Origin of the sequence: Dongia sp., assembly GCF_041905885.1 — a bacterium.
In the GTDB taxonomy this organism is placed as follows: domain Bacteria; phylum Pseudomonadota; class Alphaproteobacteria; order Dongiales; family Dongiaceae; genus Dongia.
The window spans coordinates 1-23,592 of record NZ_JAYRKD010000009.1 but is presented as its reverse complement, the minus strand read 5'-3'; the positions used below and the strand labels follow the sequence as shown (position 1 = coordinate 23,592).

Sequence of the window (23,592 nt, the reverse complement as noted above, 5' to 3'; positions counted from 1 at the left end):
GGCTCGAACCACCATGGCAAAGAAGACGACGGTGCGGTCGAAAAATGCCGCGCTGAAAGAACCTGTGATCACCCTGTCGGCGGGACCGGTCGCGGCCTATCCGCGGATCCTGCAGGCGATGGCGCGGCCGCTGCAATACGACTACGACCCGTGGTTCCAGCAGTTCTACGAGGACCTGGCGAAGAAGGCGGCCAAGGCGATGCGGACCCGCGCACCCGCCCTGATCCTGCAATGCGAGCCGGCGCCGGCGATCGAGGCCACGGCGGCCTCGCTGATCTCACCCAGCGACGTGGTGCTGAACCTGGCGTCGGGCGTCTACGGCAAGGGCTTTGGCTATTGGTCGGCGCGCTATCACAAGGAAATGGTCGAGATCGAGGTCCCGTTCAACGAATCGATCGACCCCGCCGCCGTGAAGGCCGCGTTTAAGAAGCGGCCGGACATCAAGGTCGTGTCGCTGGTGCACCACGACACGCCCTCCGGCACCATCAACCCGGCCAAGGAGATCGGCAGGATCGTGCGCGACCACGACGCGCTGCTGATCGTCGATGCGGTCTCCTCCTTCAGCGGCATGGACATCCACCCGGACGACTGCTTTGCCGACGTGTTCATCACCGGTCCCGGCAAATGCCTGGGCGGCGCGCCGGGCGTCACCGTGATGGCGGTGAGCGACCGGGCCTGGAAGCATATCAAGAAGAATCCGAAGGCGCCGTTCGCCTCGATTCTCAGCCTCTCCGACTGGAAGGATGCCTGGAGCAAGGAGAAGCCCTTCCCCTTCACGCCTTCGATCGCCGATATCAACGGCCTCGACGCGGCGCTCGACCATTATCTCGAGGAAGGCGCGGAGAATGTCTGGCATCGCCACGCCCTGACGGCGCGCGCGACCCGGGCCGGCATCAAGGCGATGGGGCTCTCGCTCTGGGCCAGGAGCGAGGCCATCGCCTCGCCGACCTGCACCGCGGTCACGGTGCCGGCGGGCCTGAAGGACAGCGACATCATCGCCGCGTCGCGCGAAAGCTTCGGCGTGGTGTTCTCCAGCGGGCGCGACCAGACCAAGGGCAAGCTGATCCGCATCGGCCATATGGGCCCGGTGGCGGAGCCGGTCTATGCGACCGTCGCGGTCACCGCCTTCGGCGGCGCACTCCGGAAGCTGGGCAAGAAGATCGATGTCGGCGCCGGCGTCGAGGCCGCGCTGGCCGTGATCGCCAAGGGCTGAGACAGAACGCATCAAGACAGAGGGGACGAGCATGAAGCGATTTGAAGGCCGGGTGGCCGTGGTGAGCGGCGCGGCGCAGGGCATGGGCAAGGCCGTGGCCTTGCGACTGGGTGCGGAGGGCGCCACCGTCATCGCCGCCGACATCAACGGCAAGGGCGCGGAAGCGACGGCCAAGGAGATCGGGGGCAAGTCCTACGGCCAGCAGACCGATATCGGCGATCCGGCCTCGGTGAAGGCGCTGTTCGACGGCGTCGCCGCTAAGGCCGGCAAGCTCGACGTGCTGGTCAATGTCGCGGCGATCGTGCCCTTCGTGAAATGGGACGAGCTCACCTTCGAGGAATGGCGGCGCGTGGCGCGGGTCAATTTCGACGGCCTCTTCCTCATGTGCAAGGCGGGCTCGGACCTCATGCGCAAGAACAACTACGGCCGCATCGTCAATTTCGGCTCAAACAGCATGCTGGCGGGCACGCCGAACATGGCGCATTACGTCGCAACGAAGGGCGGTGTCTTTTCCTTCACCCGGGCGCTCGCGACCGAGCTCGGCGGCTACAAGATCACCTGCAACACCGTGATGCCCGGCCTGACCGACACCGAGGGCGTGCAGACCACGCCGCACAAGGACGCCTTCGGCTTCGTCGACATGCTGCAGGCGATCAAGGGCAAGGGCGTGCCGGCGGACATCGTCCCGGCGGTCGCCTTCCTGGCTTCGGAAGAAGCGCATTGGATCACCGGCCAGGCGCTGAACGTCGACGCCGGCATGGCGCGGTGGTAGCGCACCACCGCTGACACCAACTTGATTGTCATCCCCGGGCTCGGCCCGGGGATGACGCTGAATACGCGTCAGGAGTAGTAGTTCGCACCCGTCTGGTAGGTCTTGAAGCTCTCCAGGTCGTGCGAATAGAAGAGCTCGGCGTCGTGCTTCTCGGCCAGCGTCTTCAGGCGCTTCATCGAGTTCAGGCTGCCCACCGGATCGAGGTGGAAGCTCGAGATGCACATCATGTCCATGTTCTTCTTGCTGTAGCAGGCATCGGCCGTGAACAGCATCGGCCGGCGGTTCTTCAGCTCGACCATCATGCTGTAGTGGCCGGCCGTATGCCCCGGCGTCTCGAACAGCCAGACGCCTTTGGCGATCTCCTGGTCGCCGGTCAGGGTCTGGAATTTCGGCGTGTACATGTCGAGCGCGGGATCCGGCGGCAGCTGCACGTTCTTCTGCTTCATGATCTCGGGCGAGAAGGTGAGGTCGGAATAGCCCAGATGCTCGAAGGGCTGGCAGTTGGCGCTCTGCTCCAGCTCCTTGGCGTGGCAGATGGTGCAGGCCTCGTGCAAGTGCTTGTTCCCGCCGCAATGGTCGAAGTGATAGTGGGAGTTGATGACGTAGTTGATGTCGCTGGTCTTCTTGCCGATCGCCGCGAGCTGGCCGGGAATGGTCTGCGCCTTGTCCTGGATCGGCTTCTCAAAGGGCAGCACCCGCATCACATGGTCGAAGTCGTAGCCGGTGTCGAACATGTAGGTGCCGTCCTTGTGCTCGACCACCACCGAATAGCAGGGGAAGCGGAGCTCGCCGCCGGGCCCGCGGTTCCAGAAGGCGTGGAACCCGTCGATCACCAGGGTTCCGCCGTCGAGCAGGTAGACTTTCGTGTCGGACATGATGGGGCCTCCCTTCCCTTTGTATCCCGTCAGCCGCGGTCGCCGCGCACATAAGGCAATCCGAGCGCCGGCGGCAGCACGCTGTGCCGCGCGAAGATTACCAGAACCAGCATAACCATGGCGAAGGGCAACATCTGCACGACATCGGTCGGCACGTTGACCCCCGCGACCTGGAGCGCCGTGGTCATGGAGAGGCTGGCGCCGAACAGCGCCGCGCCCAGCAGCACCCAGACCGGCCGTCCCCGCGCCAGCATCGCCAGCACGATGCTGATGAAGCCGGCGCCGCCGGTCATCATCGGCACAAACAGGCCTGCGCCGACATTGGCCATATAGGCGCCGCCGAGCCCCGCCAGGAATCCGGTCGAGAGCACCGCCAGGGCGCGGGTCTTGATGACACTGACCCCCGCGGCGTCGAGTGCGGCCGGCTTGTTGCCTGCGGCCTCCAGGTTGAGGCCGACATAGGTCGAGCGGAACATCCAGGTGAAGACGCCGACCAGGATCACCGCCAGATAGACCACGGCATTGTGGTTGAAGAGGCCGGGCCCGATGACCGGAATGGCACCCAAGCCCGGAAGGCTCAGCAAGGGTGCTGCATCGAGCCGCGGGTAGGTGCGGCTGAACTGGAAGTAATGCAGCAGCGCGGTCAGGCCTTCGAAGCCGATGGTGACCGCGATGCCGATCACGATCTGGTTCAGGCCGAAGCGGATGCAGAGCAGCATCACGATCAGCGACACCACCGCACCGCCGATTCCGCCGCCGATGAAGCCGAGCGTGAACGAGCCGGAATAATAGGCGGCGACGAAGCCGGTATAGGCGCCAAACAGCATCATGCCTTCGATGCCGATGTTGAGCACGCCGGCCTTCTCGGAGATCTGTTCGCCGAGCCCCGCCAGCAGCAAAGGCACGCCCGCGGTCACGGCACCGAACAGGAGGGCGGTGAGGAAAGGTTGGGTGAGCAGGCCTTCCATATCAGCGTGCTTTCTTGCGGCGGATATGGTCGAGGTATTCGACCACGGCCAGGAAGATCAGCAGCAGGGCGACCAGGACCAGGACGAAATGGTTGGGCACGCCGATCCGACGCGCGGCGCTGTCGCCGCCGATCATCAAGGCCGAGAAGAAGAAGACGAAGCCGATGGTGCCGAAGCCGTTGAACCGCGCGAGGAAGACCAGCGGCACCACCAGCAGGCCGTAGGCCGGGTTCCAGTCGGCGCGCACGGTGCCGAAAACGCCGAGGATCTCGACCGAGCCGCCGAGGCCGATCAACCCGGCGCTGATCGCGAAGGTGGCCATGGTCAGCCAGGCCACGTTCAATCCCGCATGCACCGCCGCCGCCGGATTGGCGCCGACCACCTGCAGCTTCAGCCCGAAGGCGGTGCGGGTCATCATCAGATGCACCAGGATGATGACCGCGACCGCGATCAGGATGCCGCTGTGGATGGTGCTGTCGCCGAGCCGCGGCAGGCGGTCCTCGACCGGAAGCGTGCGGGTCTGCGGCACGGTGGTGGCGGGATCCCAGAACAGCAGCTTGATCAGCACATTCGCGAAGCTCACGCCGAGGAAGCTCATCATCATCGAGGTGATGATCTCGTTGATGCCGTAGCGCGCCTTGAGCAGCGCCGGAATCACCGACCAGAGCGCACCGGTCGCGATCGAGAGCAGCATGCAGAGCGGCAGGACGATAATGTCGGGCAAGGTCCCGACCAAAGCCGGCGCGGTGGCCGAAGTGATCACCGCCGCCAGCAGGAACTGCCCGTCGCCGCCGAGATTCCAGATGCCGGCGCGGAAGGCGACGATCAGTCCGGCGCCGATCAAGAGCAGCGGCGCCATGCGCGTGAAGGTCTCCTGCAAGCCGCCCCAGGTCAGCAGCCCGCGCTTCGCCACATAGCCGTAATAGGCCAGCGGGTCCTTGCCGAGGATGAGCAGGATGATGCCGCCCATGACCAAAGCCAGCAGCACCGGGATCAGCACCCGGGCGATGGCCGAGCCGATCTCCTTCATCCGGTCGCCGCCGGGGAGCTGACCTGGCAAGGTTTCGACTTCGGCGCTCATGCGGCCTCCGCATTGGCGCCGGTCATCAACAAGCCGACCTTGCGCTCGACATCGGGGCCGTTCTCGACGATGCCGGCGAGATGGCCCTGGAACATGACGGCGATCCGGTCGGAGATTTCCAGGAGCTCGTCGAGATCGGTGGAGATCACCACGATCGCCATGCCGCTGCCGGCGCTGGCGAGGATGCGGTCATGCGCGAGGCGGGTGTTCTGCAAGTCGAGGCCATAGGTCGGCTTGTTGAAGACGGCGATGCTGGCTTCGGCGTTGAGTTCGCGGGCCAGCAGCACCTTCTGGATATTGCCGCCGGAGAGCCGCCCGACCGGCGTCTTCTCCGAGGGCGTGCGGATGTCGTTGCGCTGGATCTGGCCGCGGGCATGGTCGTGGATCCGGTGCCAGTCGCTGATACCGCGTTTCCAGAACGGCGACGTGCCGATCTCCTTCAGCACCAGGTTGGTCGCGACCGAGAAGGCGCCGACCGTGCCCTCGCCCAGCCGCTCGTCGGTCACATAGCGCACGCCATGTTTGCGGCGTTCCGGCACGCCGTCGGCCGTGACGTCGGTCCCGCCGATGGTGATCTGGCCGCCGCCGGCGCGGCGCTGGCCGGCCAGGACTTCGGCGAGATGTTTCTGGCCGTTGCCGTCGACACCGGCAATGCCCAGCACTTCGCCGGGCCAGAGATCGAAGCTGACGGCGCGCAAGGGACAAGCGCCGCGCTCGGCCTCGGTGCTGATGTCGCGGAGCTGGAGGCGCGCAGGCCCGCCGCGGTCGATCGTGCGATCCTTGTGGGCGGCGCGGCCGCGGCCGGTCAGGATCTCGGCGTCGCGGGCATGGGCCTCGGTGGTGCCGAACATCATCTGGATGACGGTGTCGGTGACCTGCTTCTCGGTCATCGCTTTCAGCTGCTCCGGCGGGATGTCGCCGACCATGCGGCCCAGGCGCAGCACCGAGATGCGGTCGCCGAAGGCATAGGCCTCGACCAGCTTATGGGTGATCAGGATCAGCGCCACGCCCTTGTCGCGCAGGCGCTTCATGACGGCCCCGAGATCCTTGACCCCCTGCGGCGTCAGCATCGAGGTCGGCTCGTCGAGGATCAGCACCTTCTCGCCGCGCCAGAGCGCGCGCATGATCTCGACCTGCTGCTGCTCGCCGAGCGAAAGTCGGCCGACTTGGGCATCAGGGTCGATCTGCACCCCGAGCAGGCCGGACAATTCCTGGAACCGCTTCAGCGCGACGCTGCGCGCGAGGCGCTGCCACCAGTTGCCGCCCAGCATCAGGTTCTCGATCACGGTGAGGCTCGGCACCAGCAGCACATGCTGGAACACCGTGCCGATGCCCAATTCAAGGCTGTGCCGCGGCGAGGCGATCTTGACGGCGCTGCCGCCGATCAGGATCTCGCCCTCGTCCGGCTGCTGCATGCCGGCCAGCATGCCGATCAGGGTGGACTTGCCGGCCCCGTTCTCGCCCAGGAGGACGTGGACCTCGCCCGCATTGAAGTCGAGCGAGACGTCGGCGTTGGCGACCACGCCTGGGAATCGCTTGGTGACGTTGCGGACCGCAACGACCGCTGAAGTCTGGTTCATGATGCAAGACTGCGTCGGGCCACGCCGCAGGACGGCGTGGCCCTTCGCAATAGACTCGCTGCTTACTGCGCCGGCCCCGGATCGACCGAGCTCATCAGGGCGCGCACTTTCTGTGCGTCCTCGATGCGGTCGACCTTCACGCTGCCGTCGATGATCTTCGCGCGCAGATCCTCGAGCGACTTCCAGACATCGTCCGGAATATGCTTGGTGTGCAGCAGCGCGACCGAGTTGTCCTTCAGGCTGATCGCATATTCATGCGTGCCGAACTTGTCGGCCTTCAGGTCCTCGACCATCTGGGTGTAGACCGGGACCATGTCCCAGACCACCGAGGACAAGAGGTTGCCCTTGTCGATCTTGGTCTTGTCGCCGATCACGTCGATGAACCAGGTCTTGTTCTTCGCCGTCTCGACCGCCTGGAGCATGCCGAAGCTGGCGCCATCGCCCTGGCCGAAGATCACGTCGGCGCCGGCACCGATCAGCTGCTCGGTGACGCGCTTGCCGCCGGCCGCATCCGCATAGGCGGCTGGGCCGATCACGGCGTAGAGGATCTTCACGCCGGGGTCGGTCGCCTTGACGCCGTTGGCAAAGGCCGCCGACTGCGAGTTCCAGGACGGCGGCTCGCCCGAGACGACGATGCCGACGGTCTTGGACTTCGACATCTTCACCGCCAGCGCGCCCGCCATATAGGCGCCTTCATGGCCGGAGAGCGTGTAGTCGGCGAGCACGCCAGGAACGCCCGCGCCTTCCTTGTCGACGATCGCGACCGGCACCTTCTTCTCGGCGCCGACTTCCGGCACCGCGGTGTTGTAGCCGGAAGCATGGGCAATGATCAGGCTGGCGCCGTCATCGGCCAGCTCGCGCGCCTGCGGGTGCACGTCGCCGTAGCCGAGGCCCGTCGCCGGCATGAACTCCAGGCCGAACTTCTCCGCCACGGCCTTCGCCGCGTCGAAGCCCTGCTGGTTCCAGCCGTAGTCGGTCGGGTCTTCCGGCGTCATCACGGCGATCTTCTTCACGTCCGCCGCTTGCGCGCCGACCGCAAAGGCGCCGGTCGCCAGCACCGCGGCAATGGCGGTCGCCGTCATCAACCGTCTTGAAATCCTGTTCATGATAGAAGCCTCCTCATTTCCCTCGTTTCATTGTTACGCACGCTTTAGATGCTGCGCTTCTCGAACTTGGCTATCCGCGCCGCGCAGCCCTCATCCATGGTGGCGCGATTTCCATGTCTCGTTAAACTCCCAAAGCCTTGCGCACGGCGACCAGCTTCTTCGCGCGGTCGGCGCGGAGCGCATCGATCTTTTCCGGCGTGTAGTCGAAGATGCCGCCGCCGGTCTTCATGCCGAGCTTGCCCTGCTGGGTCTTCGCGGTCACATAGCCGGCGGTGTCGCTGCGGGTGCAGAGCTCCTGGTTGAGGTAGGAGCTGACCGCCTGGTAGATGTCGAGCCCGGCCATGTCCAGGAGCGCCATCGGCCCGACCACCGCGAGCTTGTAGCCGATGCCCCAGGAGACGCAGGTGTCCAGCGCCTCGGGCTCGATCACGCCCTGCTCCACCAGATCGACGCATTCGCGCATGATCGAATAGAGCACGCGGTTCTCGACGAAGCCCGGCACGTCCTTCTTGATCAGCACCGGCAGATGGCCGATCTCTTTCACGATCGCGGTCATCGCCGCGGTGGTCTTGGGATCGGTCTGCGCGCCGGGGATGACCTCGATCATCGGGATGATATGGGGCGGGTTCGACCAATGCATGCCGATCACCCGCGCCGGCGTGGCGACGCCTTCCTGGATCTTGGTGATCGGAATCCCCGAGGTGTCGGAGGCGATGATACAGTCCTTGGGGACCGTGGCCTCGATCTCGCGGAACACCGCGATTTTGACGTCGAGCTTCTCGGAGACGTTCTCGATGGCGAGATCGGCGCCGGCGACCGCTTCCACCAAAGTCTCGGCGACGGTGATGGATCCCTGCGGCTTTTCCGGCACGCCGAGCGCGCCCAGCACCGTGGTCGCGATGTCGAAACCGGCCTTGGCCTTGGCGCGCTGGCCGGCATCGGCGTCGAAAGTCGAAACCGTGTAGCCGGCGCGCGCCAGGGTCGCGGCGATGCCGGGACCCATGGTGCCAAGACCGATGACGGCGGCTTTGCTCATCCCAGCGCTTTTCATACCGGAATCAGCCCACCGTCGCTTTCTTGAAGGAGGCCTTCTCCTTCAGCCGGTCGCGCCAGGCGCGCAGATTGGCGAGGGCCGGGAGCTCGATCGGGAAATCGAGGCATCGGTGCAGCACCGGGCCCATGGCGATGTCGGCGAGGCTGAGGCTGTTGCCGGTGACGAAATTCTTCCCGGCGATCGCCTGGTCCAGGATCGCGAGCTGCGCGCCCAACTCCTTGGCATCCGCCGCGAAGGTCGGCGCACGCTCGTTGTCGGCCTTCTTCGAATCCTTGAACACCTGCACATACTGGTAGTTCACCGAGGCCAGCAGCCAGTCCATCCAGCGCTCGACCTGGCTCCGCGCCACGAGATCGGTCGGGTAGAGATCGGTCTTGCCGCCTTTGCTCGCGAGATAGCGCAGGATGGTGTGGGATTCCCAGATCACCGTGTCGCCGTCGACCAGGGTCGGCACCTTGCCGTTGGGATTGAGCTTCAGATAGTCGCCGCCGGTATTGTTGAACTGGCGGCCGTAATCCTCGCGGCTGTAAGGCGTGCCGGTCTCCTCGAGGAAGAACAGGACCTTCTGCACGTTGCCGGAAGTGGCACGGCCAAGAACTCTCAACATAGGACTCTCCCTGGGCGATCTTTGAGGCGGCGTTGCGCGCCGCCGTTATTGGTTAAGCTTTCGGTTTGTAGGCGACGGCGTCCATCTCGATCTTGCAGCTGATGACGGCGCGCGCCTCGACCGTGGTGCGCGACACGTTCCCGTCCGGGAAATACTCCTTGAACACGCCGTTGTAGCGGCTGAAGTCGCGCGCATCCTCGAGATAGGTGGTGATCTTCACCACGTCCGAGAGGTCGGCGCCCTCCAGAGCGAGGATGCGCTTGATGGCCTCGAGGGTCCAGCGCGTCTCATCTTCGATATTGCCGACGCACATATTGCCCTTCTCGTCCTTGGCAACCTGGCCGGAGACATAGATGAAGTCGCCGGCGCGCACCGCCGGATGGAACGGCAGGTTCGGGTTCTTCTTGCCGATCGGTGTGATGTTGCTGGCCAAAATGTCCCCCCGAAAATCCTAAGCCGACAATCTTTCTAGAGTACAGACGTCTCGATGATATCGACGCCGCGTTGCCGGTCTATCAGATAGCAGATTCCGCGGTCGTCGATAGTCACATCATTGGATGAAGACAATTCATGGCCTTGCGGCGCGTCCGGCTCGTAGAAGGCGATCTCCTTCGGCGCGAAGGGATCGGCGATATCGAGGATCCGCAAGCCCTGGGCGAACCAGGCGAAGGGGATGATGGTCCCCTTGAACCGCTCGGAGGGCTGGTGGCAGCCCATCATCGGCGGCTGCGGCGTGCCGTCCTTGTCCAGGCCCTCGACCTGCCAGGTCGAGATCGGGATCGGGCAATGTTCGTTGGTGATGTCGTAGATCCAGGTGAAGGCCGGGGCGGCCGGCCAGAGCTTCGCCACGTCCTCATCCGCCACCACCATGATCTTGCGGCCCTTCAAGGGCTCGGGGATCGGCAGGCAGGTATGGGTCGGGTGCGGGAAAGCCGGCGAGGTGTTGCCGCCGGCGATCAGCTTCGGCTTCGACATGTCCTCGATGTCGAGGATGTAGTAGCCGTGGTGCCAATAGGAGACATAGAGCCGGTCGCCGCGGCGCATCGGGTGATGGCAGCGCGGCGGCGTCCAGTTCTCCCAGGGGTATTCCTCGCCGCCCGCGGTCCACTGGCCCGGAATCCACCAGCGCCCGACCTCTTGCGGTTTCGCGGGGTCCTTGAGGTCCAGGATCATCGCGATGTTGCCGACATAGCCCTCGGCGGTCGGCGAGATATAGGCGTAGCGGCCGTCGAAGTCGAAGCGGTGCACGCCCTTGCCATGGGTGCGCCAGTTGGTGATGTGCTTCGGCGCCGCCGGGTTCGAGACGTCGTAGATGCCCAAGCCCCCGCCGAAACCGAGATCGCCGGCCGGACCCTGCTTCTCGTGGTTGACGATCATGATGCCGTTGGCGACGCGCACCTTATGCGAATGCCAGCCTTCCGGCACCTCGACCTTGGCGACGGTCTTCGGCTTCCGGGGATCGGAGATATCGACGATGGTCGTGCCGGTCGGCTGCCGCATGTGGCCGACAAACAGATGGTTGCCCTCGACCCAGACCTGACCGCCGCCCGGGCAGTCAAAATTGGCGAGCAGCTTGGTGTTCTTCGCTTTTGCCATGATCTCTGTTCAGGCGAGCTTTACGATGTCGCCTTGCTTGTTCTTGCCGTGCTTCTGGTAGAAGGAGAGCGCCTTCAGGGTCGGCTCGTCGCTGGCGACGAACAGGATCGCCGGCTTATCCGACGTGTTCACATGCTCGGCCCAATAGCCGCCCGGCACCACGAAGGTGTCGAACGGATCCCACTCGATCTTCTTGTTGCCGACCTGGGTATAGCCGCTGCCCTCGAAGGGCGAGACCACCAGGCTGGCGCTCTGCTTCAAGGGCAGGGTCTTCTCGCCGGGCCGCAGCATCTGCATGAAGAAAGTGATGGTCTTGAAGATGCCCTGGCCGGTGGTGGGATCGACATATTCGATCATGATCGCTTCATGGGGATCGCCGTCCCAATTCTTGAAGCGCTCCAGGGCCTCGCGCATCATGTCGTAGCGATAGACATACATCGGCGAGGCGGTGCCGGCGCCGCGGTGATGCGAGACGAAGCGCGGCAGCAGGCCACCGCTCCCATAGATCTGCTGCGAGTAGTCCGAGGGAAAGCGCTCCGACTGCATCTTCTTCTTGATCTTCACGCCCTCTTCTTCTTCGGTGTAATCGTGCTCGAAATACATCGAGTTGAGGGCTTCCACGAGCGGCAGGTCGAGGACCGAGAGGTTGATCGCGTTGTCGTCGCCCTGGTTGCCGTGGTTGTGCCAGGTGTCGTGCGGCGTGAGGACGAGATCGCCCGGGCCGAAGGTGATGTTCTCGCCTTCGACGCCGGTGAAGTTGGCCTTGCCGGTCAGCCCCAAGCGGATCGCGTTGGGCGAATGCCGGTGCGGCGGCATGATCTCGCGCGGATCGTTGAGGCGATAGGCCACATACATGGTGGTCGTGGTGGCGCGGCTCGGCGCCAGGCCCGGGTTGACCAGAACCAATGAGCGGCGCTCCGAGGTCTCGGTCGTGATCAATTCGGCGGAACGGTGCAGCAGCGGTTCGATCTGGTCCTTGTAGGTCCACAGGAACGGGATCGCCTTGCGCTTGTCCATGACCTGGGTGTCTTCGTCATGCAGCTTGGTGCGGTCGACCACCCAGTAGGGCGCCATGTTGCTGGCATAGACATCCGCGTGCAGCTGATCCAACGCGGCCTGGAGATTGTGCTCTTTCGCCTTGTTCGACTGCATCGCCGCCTCACCCTTGACGCCATTTTTCACGTGAACCAATCACCGATTGGTCCCGTATTTCGCTGGCCTCGATCGTAACCATTTCCGTTCGTCACCGTCAACGAGAGTCCATTCATAGGATCGATTGGTGCGGTGGATTGTTGCCGCCGGAAGATCATGGTATCGTCCGCGCCAAGAATGGTTTCACCGACCGCACCCTTCGCGGACAGAAGAGGGGGCGGCAGTACAGGGAATCCGCCATGGAGCGCACCGACCACACGCTCATCAAGCTGCGGCAGTTGATTGCCAGCGCCGAGTTCAGCAGCGGCGGCCGCATGCCGCCGGAGCGTTCGCTGGCGAGCGAGCTCGGCGTCGGCCGCCGTTCCTTGCGCCGGGCGCTCGAAGTCCTGGAGCGCGAAGGCCGGATCTCGCGGCACCAGGGCCGTGGCACTTTCATCAACGGCGTCCACGGACATCCCGCCGGCGATCTCGGCAAGGAATCCGGCCCGGCTCTGGTGCGCGCGGTCGGCTCCGCGATTCGCGGGACCGGCATCGATCTCCGCTCCAACCCGGCCTTCGCCAACATCCTCGACCACACCAATCCGCTGGAAGTGATCGAGGTGCGGCTGGCGATCGAGCCGGTGATGGCGCGGCTGGCGGCGTTCCGCGCCTCCCAGGCCGAGATCGACAAGCTGGTCGCGATTGCCGGCGATACCCGCGCGGCGCCGGATTCGGCGCGCTACGAGGAAGCCGACATGCGTTTCCACCGCACCATCGCCGAGGTCGCGCGCAACGCCCTCTTTCTCGCGGTGTTCGACACGCTGCATGCCAGCCAGCGCGATTCCGGCTGGCGGCGGCTGGGCGAGAACGCGAACTGCTTCAAGCGCCAGTCGGTCTATGCCGATTTCCACCAGGAAATCTCCGCGGCAATCGCAGCGCGCCAGGGCGAGAAGGCCGAGAGCCTGATGCAGCGCCATCTCTCCGACGTGCAGCGCTACATCTACGAGCACGCCTTCCCCGCCGCCACCGTCCAGCAATAGCGCGCTGAACCGCGCGAACCGCAGGCCCGTCGGCTTGCGGGCCATTGGTTCCCCATGTTACAGGATTGGTCATCGGGCGCCCGACAAGATCGAACCAATCGACGCGCGCGCTGAACCAAACGATCGCGATAACGCCCGCCGGCGCGCCGAAATCAAGGTTCCGCGGGTCGGGTGAGCGAGACCAAGGCTCGAACCAATAGCGCCGCCGGTCTCGCGCGATCGCCTTGGACAAGAGTAGGGACAGGCGAGAGCGGCGTGGGGCGATCACCGAATGCAGACTGAAAAGAACTTCGACTATGTGATCGTCGGCGCGGGTTCGGCCGGCTGCGTGCTGGCCCATCGGCTGACCGAAGAGAAGGGCGTCACCGTGCTTCTGCTCGAGGCCGGCGACTGGGACCGCGACCCCTGGATCCATATCCCGCTCGGCTGGGGCAAGATCCTGGTCAACCGGCTGCACGACTGGGGCTATTTCTGCGAGCCCGAAGAGAGTGTCGGCGGCCGCGCGGTCGAATGCGCCCGCGGCAAGGTGGTCGGCGGCTGCTCCTCGACCAATGCGATGGCCTATGTGCGCGGCAACCGCGGCGACTACGACCGCTGGGCGGCGGATGGCGCGAAGGGCTGGTCCTTTGACGAGATCCTGCCCTACTTCAAGAAACAGGAAAGCTGGGAAGGCGGCGGCGACTCCTACCGCGGCGGCCAAGGCCCGCTCGGCACCCAGTTCTGCCATTACGAAGACCCGCTGCTCGGTGCCTTCGCCGAGGCCGGCAAGGCCGCGGGCCATGCCTCGACCGACGACTATAACGGCGCGAAACAAGATGGGTTCGGCCGTCTGCAGATGACCATCAAGAACGGCAAGCGCGCCAGCACCGCCTCGGCCTATCTCCGCCCGGCGCTGAAGCGCGGTGGCGTCGAGATCCAGGTGAACGCGCTGGCGCTGCAGGTGCTGATGGAAGGCCAGCGCGCCACGGGCATCGAATACCGGCAGCACGGCGTGGTGCACAAGGTACGGGCGGAGCGCGAGGTGATCCTGGCCGGCGGCGTCATCAACACCCCGCAGCTCCTCAACCTCTCCGGCATCGGCGATCCGGCGGAGCTCAAGGCGCATGATATTCCGGTGAAGGTCGCCTTGCCCGGCGTCGGCAAGAACCTGCAGGACCATGTCTCGACAATCCTGATGTATCACCGCAAGGAGAAGAGTCCGTTCTTCCACGCGATGCGCTTCGACCGGATCGCCCCCGCGCTCGCCCAGGCCTATTTCTTCGGCAAGGGCTTCGCATCGGATGTGCCGGGCGGCATCACCGCGTTTCTCAAGAGCCGCGACGAGCTGAAGCTGCCGGACATCCAGTTCCTGCTGACCGCGGCGCCGCTCGGTGCCTGGCCTTACATGAAGCCGTTCAAGCAGCCGTTTGCCGACGGCTTCGCCTGCCGCATCGTTATGCTGCATCCGGAAAGCCGCGGCCAGGTCACGTTGCGCTCGACCGATCCCGAAGCGCATCCCAGGATTTTGCAGCGGTTCCTGTCGACCGATGCCGATTGGAAGGCGATGCGTGCCGGCGTGAAGCTGGCCCGCGAGGTCGCCGCGCAGAAATCGATGGAGCCGTTCATCGCCCGGGAATTCTTCCCCGGCGGCGACAAGAACTCGGATGCGGCGATCGACGAGCATATCAAGAAGACCTCGATCACCGTTCATCACCCGCTCGGCACCTGCAAGATGGGCGCCGACAGCGACCCCCTGGCGGTGGTCGATACCGCGCTGAAACTGCGCGGCGTCGACGCGCTGCGGGTGGTCGATGCCTCGGTCCTGCCGGATCTCCCGACCGGCAACATCAACGCCGCGGTGATCATGGCGGCGGAGAAGGCGGCGGATCTGATCAGGGCGGACCACGCGGGCGCCTAGGCCGCCCGCGTCAATTCCTTGTCGCGCATCGTCAAATAAATCCGAGGCGCCGCCGGATAGTAGAGCCATCGACGCTCGAACACCGGCAGCATCATGGATCGCGAGAAACTGAAAAAGAGCCTGGAAGGCTGCTACATCACCGTGCCCACCATGTTCCGCGATCCGGACCTGGAGGTGGATACCGGCGCCACCCGGCGGCACGTGAAGTTCCTGCTCTCACGCGGCATCAACGAAGGGAACGCCGTGCTGCTGGCGGGCGGCGCGGCGGGCGATTTCTCGACCATGAGCTTCGACGAGCGCAAGATGGTCGCCGAAGCGGTGGTCGCCGAGGCCGGCGGCCGCGTGCCGGTCGCGATGGGCGCGCAGACCACGAGCACGCGCGAGCTGCAGCGCCTGGCCAGGACCGCCAAGGAGATCGGCTGCAGCTTCATCCAGGTCTCCTGCCCGTTCTACTTCACGCATACCGAGGGCGACTTCTACGAATACGTCGTCGCCGCGGCCGAGGCCGCTGACATCGGCATCATCGTCTACAACACCTTCTGGACCAGCGCCGGCATCTCCTTCGGCATGGTGGACAAGCTCTCCGAGATCCCGAATGTGGTCGGCCTCAAATGGGCGACGCCGCGCACCGATGCGATGGAGTTCGAAAGCGCGGTCTCGCATTTCGCCGACAGGCTCACCATCATCGACAACAACCTGCTGTTCACCATGAGCCACATGATGGGTGCGCGGGCCTTCGAGGTGCACTTGTGCAACTACTGGCCGGAATGGGGCATCAAGCTGCTGGACCGGCTGAACGCCAAGGATTACGGCGAAGTGCAGCGGATGATGGTGCAGGAGGCGATGCCCTTCTATCACCTCTGGGTCGAGATCGAGAAAGGATTCACCAGCGGCGACGGCTATCTCGACAAGCTCTGCATGGAGCTGGTCGGCCTGGATTCCAGCCGCTGCCGCCCGCCGACGCGAGACGTGCGCCCACTCTACAAGGAGAAGGCGCGGCAGATGATGCTGGCGAGCGGCGTCCCGGGCGTGATCGCGAAGTAGCTCAACGCCGCGCGGCGACCAGATCGATCAGCAGCGCCAGGACCACCGCGCCGGCGGCAACGGCGAAGAGCGTCGCATAATGGCCGCCGGTCCTTTCGAAGAGATACGACATCCCGTAGGCACCGGCGGCCTGAAACACCGCGAAGCTGGTCGTGGCCCGGCTCCAGGCGGTTTTCTGCTGCGCCGGCGCATGCGGCAGCAGCTCATGCACGCGGCCGAGCACCAGCGCGACGATGCCTGGCACGGCGGCGCCGACCACGGCGCTCGACACCATCAGCGCAATCGCACCCGGCCCGAAGGCGGGGATCGAGACGGCGATCGCCTGCAGGATGAAGGCAAGACGCAGCGCGCGACGGAAGCCGATACGGTCGGCGACTGTGCCGCCGACCAGCGGGCCGACGATCGCGCCGAGGCCGAACAGCACCCAATGGAAGGCGCCGGCCTGCAAGCCTTCGCCGCGGCCGCGGGCGACGTAATCGACCAGGAAGATCATGTGCGGCACCAGGCTGGCCGCATTCAATCCGTATTCGAGGTAGAGCGCCCGCAAAGCGAGGAGGCCTGATGGCGCCGCCGGCGCGGCAGGGCCGGAGGCTGGACCCGGCGCCGCCTGTTTCGGCCAGCCGTTCCAGGCGATCGCCGTCAGCACCAACGCGACCAGGCCGAGGCCGAGCCAGGTTTCCATCAGGCCCAGGCGCAGCAGCAAAGGCACCAGCGTGCCGGCCGCCACGATGCCGAGCCCGATCCCCATGAAGATGGCGCCGCTCACCAGACCGCGGCGGGACGGCGGCACGTGGGGCAGGATCGAGGTGGCGCCCAACACGATGATCCCCGCGCCGGAAAAGCCGGCGATGAAGCGCCAGACGAAGTACCAGGCGAAGTTCAGGGGAAAGGCGCCGGCGAAGAAGGCCGCGGTCGCCAGGACCATCGAGGCGCGCAGGATCGTGACGGTCTCGAAACGCCGCGACAGCTTGCCGGCGACGAGCGCGCCCAGCAAATAGCCGGCGAGGTTGGCGGCGCCGAGATAGGCGCCGCCGGCGGGATCGAACCATCCCGCCGCGATGATCGCCGGCAGCAGCGGCGTATACGCAAATCGGGAAAGGCCGATCCCGACCAGGCTGCCGGAAAGGCCGGCCAAGGTCAGGCGCCATTGGGCGCGGGCGGGGGAACTCGACATCGAAGTCTCACTCTAGCGGCTGGGAGCCGTGTTTCAACGACTCCCAGCGGCAAGGTGGGTCAGCGACCGGCGGCGCGGCGCTTGCGATGTTCCGCGACCGGCAGTCCGCCCCAGCCCCAGTTCTCCAGCTCGACCTCCTCGATCACGACGAAGGTGGCGTCGAGCGGCTTGTTCAAGACGTCGAGCAGCAGCTGGCTGACCCCGGCGATGAGCTTGGCCTTCTCCTCAGGCGTCACCGACGTCGCGCCCGGTGTCGGGCTCTCGCGGGTGACCTGGATGTTGACGTAAGGCATCGTTGTCGCTCCTTTCTCTTGTCTTCGGTGGCCGGCGCTCATCAATGCCCCGCACTCTGGCCGCCGTCGACATGCAGGATCTCGCCGGTGACGAAGGGCGCCGATTCCAGATAGAGCACCGCATCGGTGATGTCCTTGACCTCGCCGAGCTTCTTCATCGGGTGCAGGTCGGCCAGGAACTCATGCGTCTCCGCGGCATGCATCGGCGTCTTGATGATGCCGGGCGAGACCGCGTTGACGCGGATGCCTTTGCCCGCGAATTCGATTGCCAGCGCCTTGGTCGCCGAATTGATGCCGCCCTTGGTGAGATTGGCGAGCGCGGTCGGCACCTTGGAGGTCGCCTGGTCGGTGAGGCTGGTGGTGATGCTGACGATATGGCCGGAGCCCTGCTTCAGCATCTCGGCCGCGGCGCGCTGGGTCACATGGAAGAAGCCGGCGACGTTGGTCGCGATCTTGGCGTTGAAGTCCTCGGCGGTGTATTCGGTGAAGGGCTTGCCGATGAAAATGCCGGCATTGTTGACCAGAGTATCAACCCGGCCGAAGCGCGCGATCGCGGTCCCGACCACTTCGTCCGCGGTCTTCGGATCGCCGATGTCGCCGGCGACCGCGACCACGTCGTTGTCATTGGTCGGCTTGATCGAGCGCGAGGTCGCCACCACGCGATAGCCGCGGTCGCGATAGGCCTTCACCAGACCGGCACCGATGCCCTGCGAGGCCCCGGTGATGATCGCCACCTTCTTTTCGTTGCTCATGGTTGCTCTCCTGGTTTCCGCCGGGAAGCGGGATGCCGCCGGCCGATGGGGAGAGATTTGCGCATTCCGATCATCGGCAGAATGGGCGACAGACGGCAGTCACTCTTCCGAAAAGTGGAATACCGGATCAGCGCTTCAGGGCCAGCGCTTCGGCGGAAAGCCGAGCAAATTCAGCCCTTAAGCGGGGCACCGCGACGTCGATGAAAGCCCGGACCTTCGGAACCGACGGGCGACCCTCCGGCATGACCAGGTGGACCGGCCGGGCCGGCGGCTCGGCGTTGCGCAGGACCAGCTTCAACGAGCCGTCCTTGACCCGCTCGGCCACGTGATAGGTGAGCAGCCGCGTAACGCCGATCCCGGCCACCGCGGCGCCGAGCGCGCCGCGCACGCTGTTGACGATCAGCCGCGGCTTGAAATGCACGGCGCGCGGCACCTTGCTGCCCTTGGCCGGCGGAAACACCCAGCGGTCGCGGCCTTCGTCGCCGGTGGTGATGATGCGATGCTTGGCGAGATCGGCGGGCTGCAGGATGCGCGGATGCTGCGCCAGATAGCGCGGCGATGCGACCACGACCTGCCGGACGTCGCCGCCGATGCGGATCGCGACCAGGCTGGAATCCGGCAGGTCGAGGATGCGCAGCGCGATGTCGATCCCCTCCTCGACCAGATTGGCGGCGCGGTTCAACAGCACCAGACGGACCGAGAGTGCTGGATATTCCTCCAGGAAGGCGTCGATCACCGGGCGCAGCACCTCCTCGCCGCCGATCGGCGGCGCGGTGATGGTGAGGGTCCCGGTCGGCGCCGCGTGCTCGCCGGCGGCCGCAAGGTCGGCGGTCTCGAGCTCGGTGAGCACGCGGCGGCAAGCCTCGGCATAGCCCTGGCCGATCTCGCTCAATTTCAACGCCCGGGTCGTGCGGTGCAGCAGCTCGGCGCCGACATGGTTTTCGAGATAGGCGATCGCGCGACTGACTGCGGCTGGCGAGCGGCCGAGCCGCCGCCCCGCGCCGGCGAGACTCCCCTCGTCCAGGGCGGCGACGAAGACCTTCATCGCCTCGATCCGGTCCATGCCGTTAGATCAGTGCCACATGTCGCCGACCGCGGCCTTCTTGCGGGCGATGAAGTCCTGCAGCGCCTCGTCCACCGCCGGATCGAGCGGCGGCGCCTCATAGCCGCGCAGCATGGCCTTGCATTTCTCGTGCGCGCGCTGGGTCGCGGTCTTCTCGCCGGCGTCGCGCCATTGCTCGAAGGAATTGTTGTCGGCAATGGCGGAATCCCAGAAGGCGGTCTCGTAGTTCTTCAAGGTGTGCTGGCAGCCGAAGAAATGCTTGCCGGGCCCCACCTCGCGGAAGGCGTCGAGCGCCAGCGCGTTGTCATCGACCGGCAGGCCGCGGAGATAGGTGTGCATGGCGGCGCAGAAATCCGCATCCATCACGAATTTCTCGTAGGACATGACCAGGCCGCCTTCGAGCCAGCCGGCGGAATGCAGGATGAAATGCGCGCCGCATTGGATCGCGGCCAGCATCGAGACCGCACTCTCCTGCATCGCCTGCGCATCCGCCGCTTTCGAGGCGGTGAAGGCGCCGGAACAGCGGAGCGGCACACCGAGCCGCCGGGTGAGCTGTCCCACCACCAGCGAGCCCAGCGCCGGTTCCGGCGTGCCGAAGGTCGGCGAGCCGGAGCGGAGCGAGGTCGAGCTCAGGAAATTGCCGAGCACGACCGGCGCGCCCAGGCGCTCGAGCTGGGTCAGCGCCACGCCGACCATGGCCTCGGCCATCGACTGCGCGATGGCGCCGGCATTGGTCACCGGGCCCATGGCACCGCCGAGGATGAAAGGCACCACCACCGCGCATTGGTTGGCGCGGGCATAGGCGCGCAAGGCCCGCGACATGGTGCCGTCATAGACCAGCGGGGAATTGGCGTTGATGTTCCCCATGATCACGCAGTTCTGGTCGACGAAGTCGGCGCCGAAGGCGATGCGGGCGAGCGCGATCGAATCCTCGGCCCGCTCCTCGGCGGTGACGCCGCCCATGAAGGGTTTGTCGGAATACTTGATATGGCTGTAGACCATGTCGAGATGCCGCTTGTTGACCGGCAGGTCGGTGGGCTCGCAGACCGTGCCGCCGGAATGGTGCAGCCAGGGCGACATGTAGGCGAGCTTCACGAAGTTGCGGAAGTCCTCGATCGCGCCGTAGCGCCGGCCGTTCTCGAGATCATGGACGAAGGGCGAGCCGTAGGCCGGCGAGAAGACGAGATGCGTCTCGCCGATCTCGACCGAGCGCGCCGGGTTGCGGGCATGATGGGTGAAGCGCTTGGGCGCCGAGCGGGCGATGATGCTGCGCACCAGGCCGGGCTCGAAACGCACCCGCTCGCCCTCAACGTCGGCGCCGGCGTCGCGCCAGAGCTCCAGGCAACGGTCATCGCCGCGAAAGTCGATGCCGACCTCTTTCAGGATGGTGTCGATCGCCGCCTCGATCCGGACGAGGCCTTCCTCGCCCAAGAGGTCGAAGGTCGGGATCTGCCGGTCGATGCCGGCGATGATGGCATGTGGCTTGGCGCCGCGCGCCTGCCGCGATTGCCGCCCGCCGCGGCTGCGCGCCGGCGCGGTTTCCAAGTCGGCCATGACCCACTCCCTGTTCTCGTTGCCGGGAGTCTAGCGGTGCCGGGGCGCCAGGCCAACCAGCGGCTGGGCCTGGCTCCAACAATGAAACATCTGCCTTGGAAGATGGCGGGCGAAGGGATATTGATCCCATCTGGAACGTCCATGGGAAATCCCGAGGGTGCGCCTGCCCCCGGGAACTAGCTTCGGAAACACTCTCACCTGGCCATGACAATCCTGGACGACGTCGAGAGCCCGATCCTGCGCCGTTTCTATCAGTATTATCTGGAGAAGCGCGGCGACCGGGCGTTTCCGGCCCGGGCCGATCTCGACCCGGTCGATTTCGCCTATGCCCTTGGCGACATCACCCTGATCGAAGTCGAATACGACCCGGTGCGGTTCAAGTTCCGGCTGGACGGCAGCCGGCATGTCGAGCGGTTCGGCTTCGATCTCACCGGCCGGTCCCTGGACGAGTTCCCCTATCCGGAAATGCGCCAGGCGATCTTCGACAGCTACAAGGACGTGATCGACCACCGGGAGCCTCGGCGCTACTTCCGCGATCTCGAATCATCGGGCCGCTGGTTTCGCTACGAGACCTTGCTGCTGCCGCTGTCGCGCGACGGCAAGGTGATCGACATGATCGTATCGGCGATCTCGTTCCACGACCTGCAGATCCCGATCGAGCCGAACTGAGCCCGGGACCTCAGCGGCCGGCGGCGTTTTGCAGGTGCGATTTGTAATCGAGGTCGTGCCGAAAAAGAATATCGATCAGGGTGCCGCGCACCGTCAGCGCCGCCGCGCGGTGCTCGTCGCTGGAGCCGTCGGTGCCGGAGAGGACACCGACCAGCTCGTTGAAGCGGCGTTCCAGCTCGCGGTGCTGCGCCTTGTGCCGGTCCAGGCGCGGGAAGTCGTACTGGTCCAGCAGCGCTTCCTCGGTGCGAAAATGCGCGTGGCAGCTGAGCGCCAGCTCGCGCGCGGCGGCCACGACCCTGGCCCAGGGCCCGCTGCCCTGCATCAAGCTGATCAGGATGTTGCACTGGTCGATCAGGGCGCGGTGCTCGGCATCGAGCTCCGGGACCCCGGTCTCCAGCACGTCCATCCAGGTGATCGGCAATACGATCTCGTCTGCCATCGCCCCGGCCCCCACCGGAAAACGAAGAACACGGCTCAGCTTCGCAGAAAATTCAGCAGCGTGAAACGCCGGCCTTTGGTGATCGGCAGCGCCTCGTGCAGCAACGAACAGGAGAACAGGATCGCGCCTCCCGTCGGAGGGTTGTAGCGATGCGGCCCGTATTCCGGAAAGATCAGGCCGCCGCCCTCGTATTCCTCGGTGTTGAGGTTGAGGGTCAACGCGAAGCGGCGGTCGGCCGTGGCCTTGGCCTCGTTGTCGCGGTGGCGGCGGAAGAAATCGCCGCGCTCGGCGTCGTAGCAGGTGACCACGAAGCGGTCGAAGCGGAACTTGCCGAAGCCGAAGGCCTTGTTGAGCTCCGGACCGATCCGGCGCCCCACCACGGTCGCCAGTTCCTGCAGCACCGCCTCGTCCATGATGCGATGGTCGCGGCGCGACTTCATGCTCTTGTCGATGCGACGCGATTCCTCGCCCTTGACGACGGAGTAGACGTGGCCTTCCTCGTTGCCGAGCTCATGCCAGCGGTCGATCAGCGCCCGGCACTGTCCGGGCGTCAGCACGTTCGGCACCAGCAGGACGGGTGCCACCCCGCGCAGATAGTCCCCCGCTTCCGGTCGCGGCAAGGCGCGGGCGCGCGCGATCGCCCAGGCGACCAGTGCCGGGTTGTCGGGATCGACCCGCGCTTCGATCACCCGCTGGTTGCCGTCCATGAGCACGGCGAAGGCCCCGCGCGGTGCGAATCCCATCATCCGCCGCAGCGCCTCGCGGATCTTGCCGGCGGAATCGCCGAGCAGCGGGAGGCCGAGCTTGAATTGTTCTGCGCGCCGCGCCGCCGCCTCCGGCATCTCCTGCACCAGCGCCATGCAGTCGACTCCGGCCGCGGCGAGGTTGGCCTGTTCGAGCGCCTGCAAGCCGGCATTGTCGCTGTCGCCGATCAGTAGGATCGGGTTGCCGCGCGCCCGCTCCAGGAAGGAACGCCCGGCCCCGGACTGGTCCGGCAGGATGAAGTTCGGGAAGCGGTCGCCCGGCGCCAGATCGATCGGCGGCAGAAAGCCCTTGCCAGGTTGGGTGGAGGGCCCCGGTTTGACGGCCAGATCGTTCATCTCATCCTCGTAATCACCGACGCGGCGGCAACTATAGCCCATCCGGGACGCTTGCCGGACTGTAACGATATCCCACCGCCTTTGCTGCACCCGCGAAAACCCCGCTTGATCCCAACGGCGGCCAGCCGATAGCATGCGGCGCGTCCGCCGCATCTCCCGCGGATTTTCGAGAGTTCTCAATACTATGAAGATAGCGGTCATTGGTAGCGGATATGTCGGCCTGGTGTCCGGCGCCTGCCTTTCCGAGTTCGGCCACCAGGTGGTCTGCATCGACCTGGATGCCGGCAAGATCGAGCGGTTGAAGCGGGGCGAGATCCCGATCTACGAGCCCGGCCTCAACGACCTGGTCGAGCGCAATGCCGCGGCCAAGCGCCTCGCCTTCTCGACCGACATCGCCGAGATCGCCGGCGCCCAGGCGATCTTCATCGCGGTCGGCACACCGAGCCGGCGCGGCGACGGCCATGCCGACATGAGCTATGTCCACAGCGCCGCGAAACAGATCGCCGGGCACCTCAAGGACTACGCGGTCATCGTCACCAAATCGACGGTCCCCGTTGGCACCGGCCGCGAGGTCGCGCGGATTG

At 65.6% G+C, this 23,592-nt stretch carries 24 protein-coding genes; 7 read left to right on the top strand and 17 right to left on the bottom strand.

Annotation, left to right across the window (positions count from 1 at the left end; translation table 11 throughout):
• The first annotated feature begins 13 nt into the window (after positions 1-13).
• Positions 14-1,213, top strand: coding sequence for a pyridoxamine--pyruvate transaminase (gene ppaT / locus ACH2CY_RS11340; protein ID WP_395019074.1), 1,200 nt, complete (start codon positions 14-16; stop codon positions 1,211-1,213).
• A gap of 31 nt (positions 1,214-1,244) precedes the next feature.
• Positions 1,245-1,985: an SDR family NAD(P)-dependent oxidoreductase gene (locus ACH2CY_RS11335; RefSeq protein WP_395019072.1), complete on the top strand. Its 741-nt coding sequence runs from the start codon at positions 1,245-1,247 to the stop codon at positions 1,983-1,985.
• 68 nt (positions 1,986-2,053) lie between these two features.
• On the opposite strand, the gene ACH2CY_RS11330 is transcribed toward ACH2CY_RS11335, so the two are convergent.
• The 10 genes from ACH2CY_RS11330 to ACH2CY_RS11285 form a co-directional block, all read right to left on the bottom strand.
• Positions 2,054-2,860 carry an N-acyl homoserine lactonase family protein gene (locus ACH2CY_RS11330; RefSeq protein WP_395019071.1) on the bottom strand — a complete coding sequence of 269 codons (807 nt, stop codon included), beginning with the start codon at positions 2,858-2,860 and terminating at the stop codon, positions 2,054-2,056.
• Positions 2,861-2,889: 29 nt separating this feature from the next.
• Positions 2,890-3,828, bottom strand: coding sequence for an ABC transporter permease (locus ACH2CY_RS11325; protein ID WP_395019070.1), 939 nt, complete (start codon positions 3,826-3,828; stop codon positions 2,890-2,892).
• 1 nt (position 3,829) lies between these two features.
• Complete coding sequence (locus ACH2CY_RS11320) at positions 3,830-4,909, bottom strand: ABC transporter permease (protein WP_395019069.1); 1,080 nt, start codon at positions 4,907-4,909, stop codon at positions 3,830-3,832.
• Entirely contained in the window at positions 4,906-6,489 is a 1,584-nt protein-coding gene (locus ACH2CY_RS11315) for an ABC transporter ATP-binding protein (protein WP_395019068.1), read from the bottom strand. Before ACH2CY_RS11315 ends, ACH2CY_RS11320 begins: the two co-directional genes overlap by 4 nt.
• Before the next feature lie 62 nt (positions 6,490-6,551).
• Entirely contained in the window at positions 6,552-7,595 is a 1,044-nt protein-coding gene (locus ACH2CY_RS11310; RefSeq protein ID WP_395019066.1) for a BMP family protein, read from the bottom strand.
• 121 nt (positions 7,596-7,716) lie between these two features.
• Positions 7,717-8,631, bottom strand: a complete 915-nt coding sequence (locus ACH2CY_RS11305) for a 3-hydroxyacyl-CoA dehydrogenase NAD-binding domain-containing protein (protein WP_395019065.1) — start codon at positions 8,629-8,631, stop codon at positions 7,717-7,719.
• Positions 8,632-8,653: 22 nt separating this feature from the next.
• Entirely contained in the window at positions 8,654-9,256 is a 603-nt protein-coding gene (locus ACH2CY_RS11300; protein ID WP_395019064.1) for a glutathione S-transferase family protein, read from the bottom strand.
• Positions 9,257-9,308: 52 nt separating this feature from the next.
• Complete coding sequence (locus ACH2CY_RS11295) at positions 9,309-9,689, bottom strand: RidA family protein (protein WP_395019062.1); 381 nt, start codon at positions 9,687-9,689, stop codon at positions 9,309-9,311.
• Positions 9,690-9,724: 35 nt separating this feature from the next.
• A complete protein-coding gene (locus tag ACH2CY_RS11290; protein ID WP_395019061.1) occupies positions 9,725-10,852 on the bottom strand; it encodes an LVIVD repeat-containing protein in 1,128 nt (375 codons plus the stop codon).
• A 9-nt stretch (positions 10,853-10,861) separates the two neighbouring features.
• Complete coding sequence (locus ACH2CY_RS11285; protein WP_395019059.1) at positions 10,862-12,034, bottom strand: cupin domain-containing protein; 1,173 nt, start codon at positions 12,032-12,034, stop codon at positions 10,862-10,864.
• A 209-nt stretch (positions 12,035-12,243) separates the two neighbouring features.
• On the opposite strand from ACH2CY_RS11285, the gene ACH2CY_RS11280 reads away from it, so the two are divergent.
• The 3 genes from ACH2CY_RS11280 to ACH2CY_RS11270 all read left to right on the top strand — a co-directional run bounded on the left by ACH2CY_RS11280 (position 12,244) and on the right by ACH2CY_RS11270 (position 15,964).
• Positions 12,244-13,023: a FadR/GntR family transcriptional regulator gene (locus ACH2CY_RS11280; RefSeq protein ID WP_395019058.1), complete on the top strand. Its 780-nt coding sequence runs from the start codon at positions 12,244-12,246 to the stop codon at positions 13,021-13,023.
• 271 nt (positions 13,024-13,294) lie between these two features.
• On the top strand, positions 13,295-14,920 hold the full coding sequence (locus ACH2CY_RS11275) for a GMC family oxidoreductase (RefSeq protein ID WP_395019056.1): 1,626 nt from the start codon (positions 13,295-13,297) through the stop codon (positions 14,918-14,920).
• A gap of 93 nt (positions 14,921-15,013) precedes the next feature.
• Entirely contained in the window at positions 15,014-15,964 is a 951-nt protein-coding gene (locus ACH2CY_RS11270) for a dihydrodipicolinate synthase family protein (protein ID WP_395019054.1), read from the top strand.
• A gap of 1 nt (position 15,965) precedes the next feature.
• Here the strand turns inward: ACH2CY_RS11270 and ACH2CY_RS11265 are convergent, their stop codons facing one another.
• From ACH2CY_RS11265 to ACH2CY_RS11245, 5 genes are all read right to left on the bottom strand, one after another.
• Complete coding sequence (locus tag ACH2CY_RS11265) at positions 15,966-17,138, bottom strand: YbfB/YjiJ family MFS transporter (protein ID WP_395019053.1); 1,173 nt, start codon at positions 17,136-17,138, stop codon at positions 15,966-15,968.
• Between the two features lie 59 nt (positions 17,139-17,197).
• Complete coding sequence (locus ACH2CY_RS11260) at positions 17,198-17,431, bottom strand: 4-oxalocrotonate tautomerase family protein (protein WP_395019051.1); 234 nt, start codon at positions 17,429-17,431, stop codon at positions 17,198-17,200.
• A 41-nt stretch (positions 17,432-17,472) separates the two neighbouring features.
• Positions 17,473-18,183: an SDR family NAD(P)-dependent oxidoreductase gene (locus ACH2CY_RS11255; protein WP_395019049.1), complete on the bottom strand. Its 711-nt coding sequence runs from the start codon at positions 18,181-18,183 to the stop codon at positions 17,473-17,475.
• A 127-nt stretch (positions 18,184-18,310) separates the two neighbouring features.
• Positions 18,311-19,246 (bottom strand): LysR family transcriptional regulator, encoded by a 936-nt coding sequence (locus ACH2CY_RS11250; protein WP_395019048.1) that lies wholly within the window; start codon positions 19,244-19,246, stop codon positions 18,311-18,313.
• A 9-nt stretch (positions 19,247-19,255) separates the two neighbouring features.
• Entirely contained in the window at positions 19,256-20,800 is a 1,545-nt protein-coding gene (locus tag ACH2CY_RS11245) for a trimethylamine methyltransferase family protein (protein ID WP_395019046.1), read from the bottom strand.
• 204 nt (positions 20,801-21,004) lie between these two features.
• Between ACH2CY_RS11245 and ACH2CY_RS11240 the strand changes: the two genes are divergently transcribed.
• A complete protein-coding gene (locus ACH2CY_RS11240) occupies positions 21,005-21,469 on the top strand; it encodes a PAS domain-containing protein (RefSeq protein WP_395019044.1) in 465 nt (154 codons plus the stop codon).
• 10 nt (positions 21,470-21,479) lie between these two features.
• Here the strand turns inward: ACH2CY_RS11240 and ACH2CY_RS11235 are convergent, their stop codons facing one another.
• Both ACH2CY_RS11235 and ACH2CY_RS11230 read right to left on the bottom strand, forming a co-directional pair.
• Positions 21,480-21,908 (bottom strand): bacteriohemerythrin, encoded by a 429-nt coding sequence (locus ACH2CY_RS11235; RefSeq protein ID WP_395019042.1) that lies wholly within the window; start codon positions 21,906-21,908, stop codon positions 21,480-21,482.
• 35 nt (positions 21,909-21,943) lie between these two features.
• Complete coding sequence (locus ACH2CY_RS11230; protein ID WP_395019040.1) at positions 21,944-23,008, bottom strand: 2OG-Fe(II) oxygenase family protein; 1,065 nt, start codon at positions 23,006-23,008, stop codon at positions 21,944-21,946.
• Between the two features lie 184 nt (positions 23,009-23,192).
• Here ACH2CY_RS11230 and ACH2CY_RS11225 point away from each other — a divergent pair.
• The coding region (locus tag ACH2CY_RS11225; RefSeq protein WP_395019039.1) for a 2-dehydropantoate 2-reductase N-terminal domain-containing protein at positions 23,193-23,592 on the top strand (400 nt) is incomplete at its 3' end.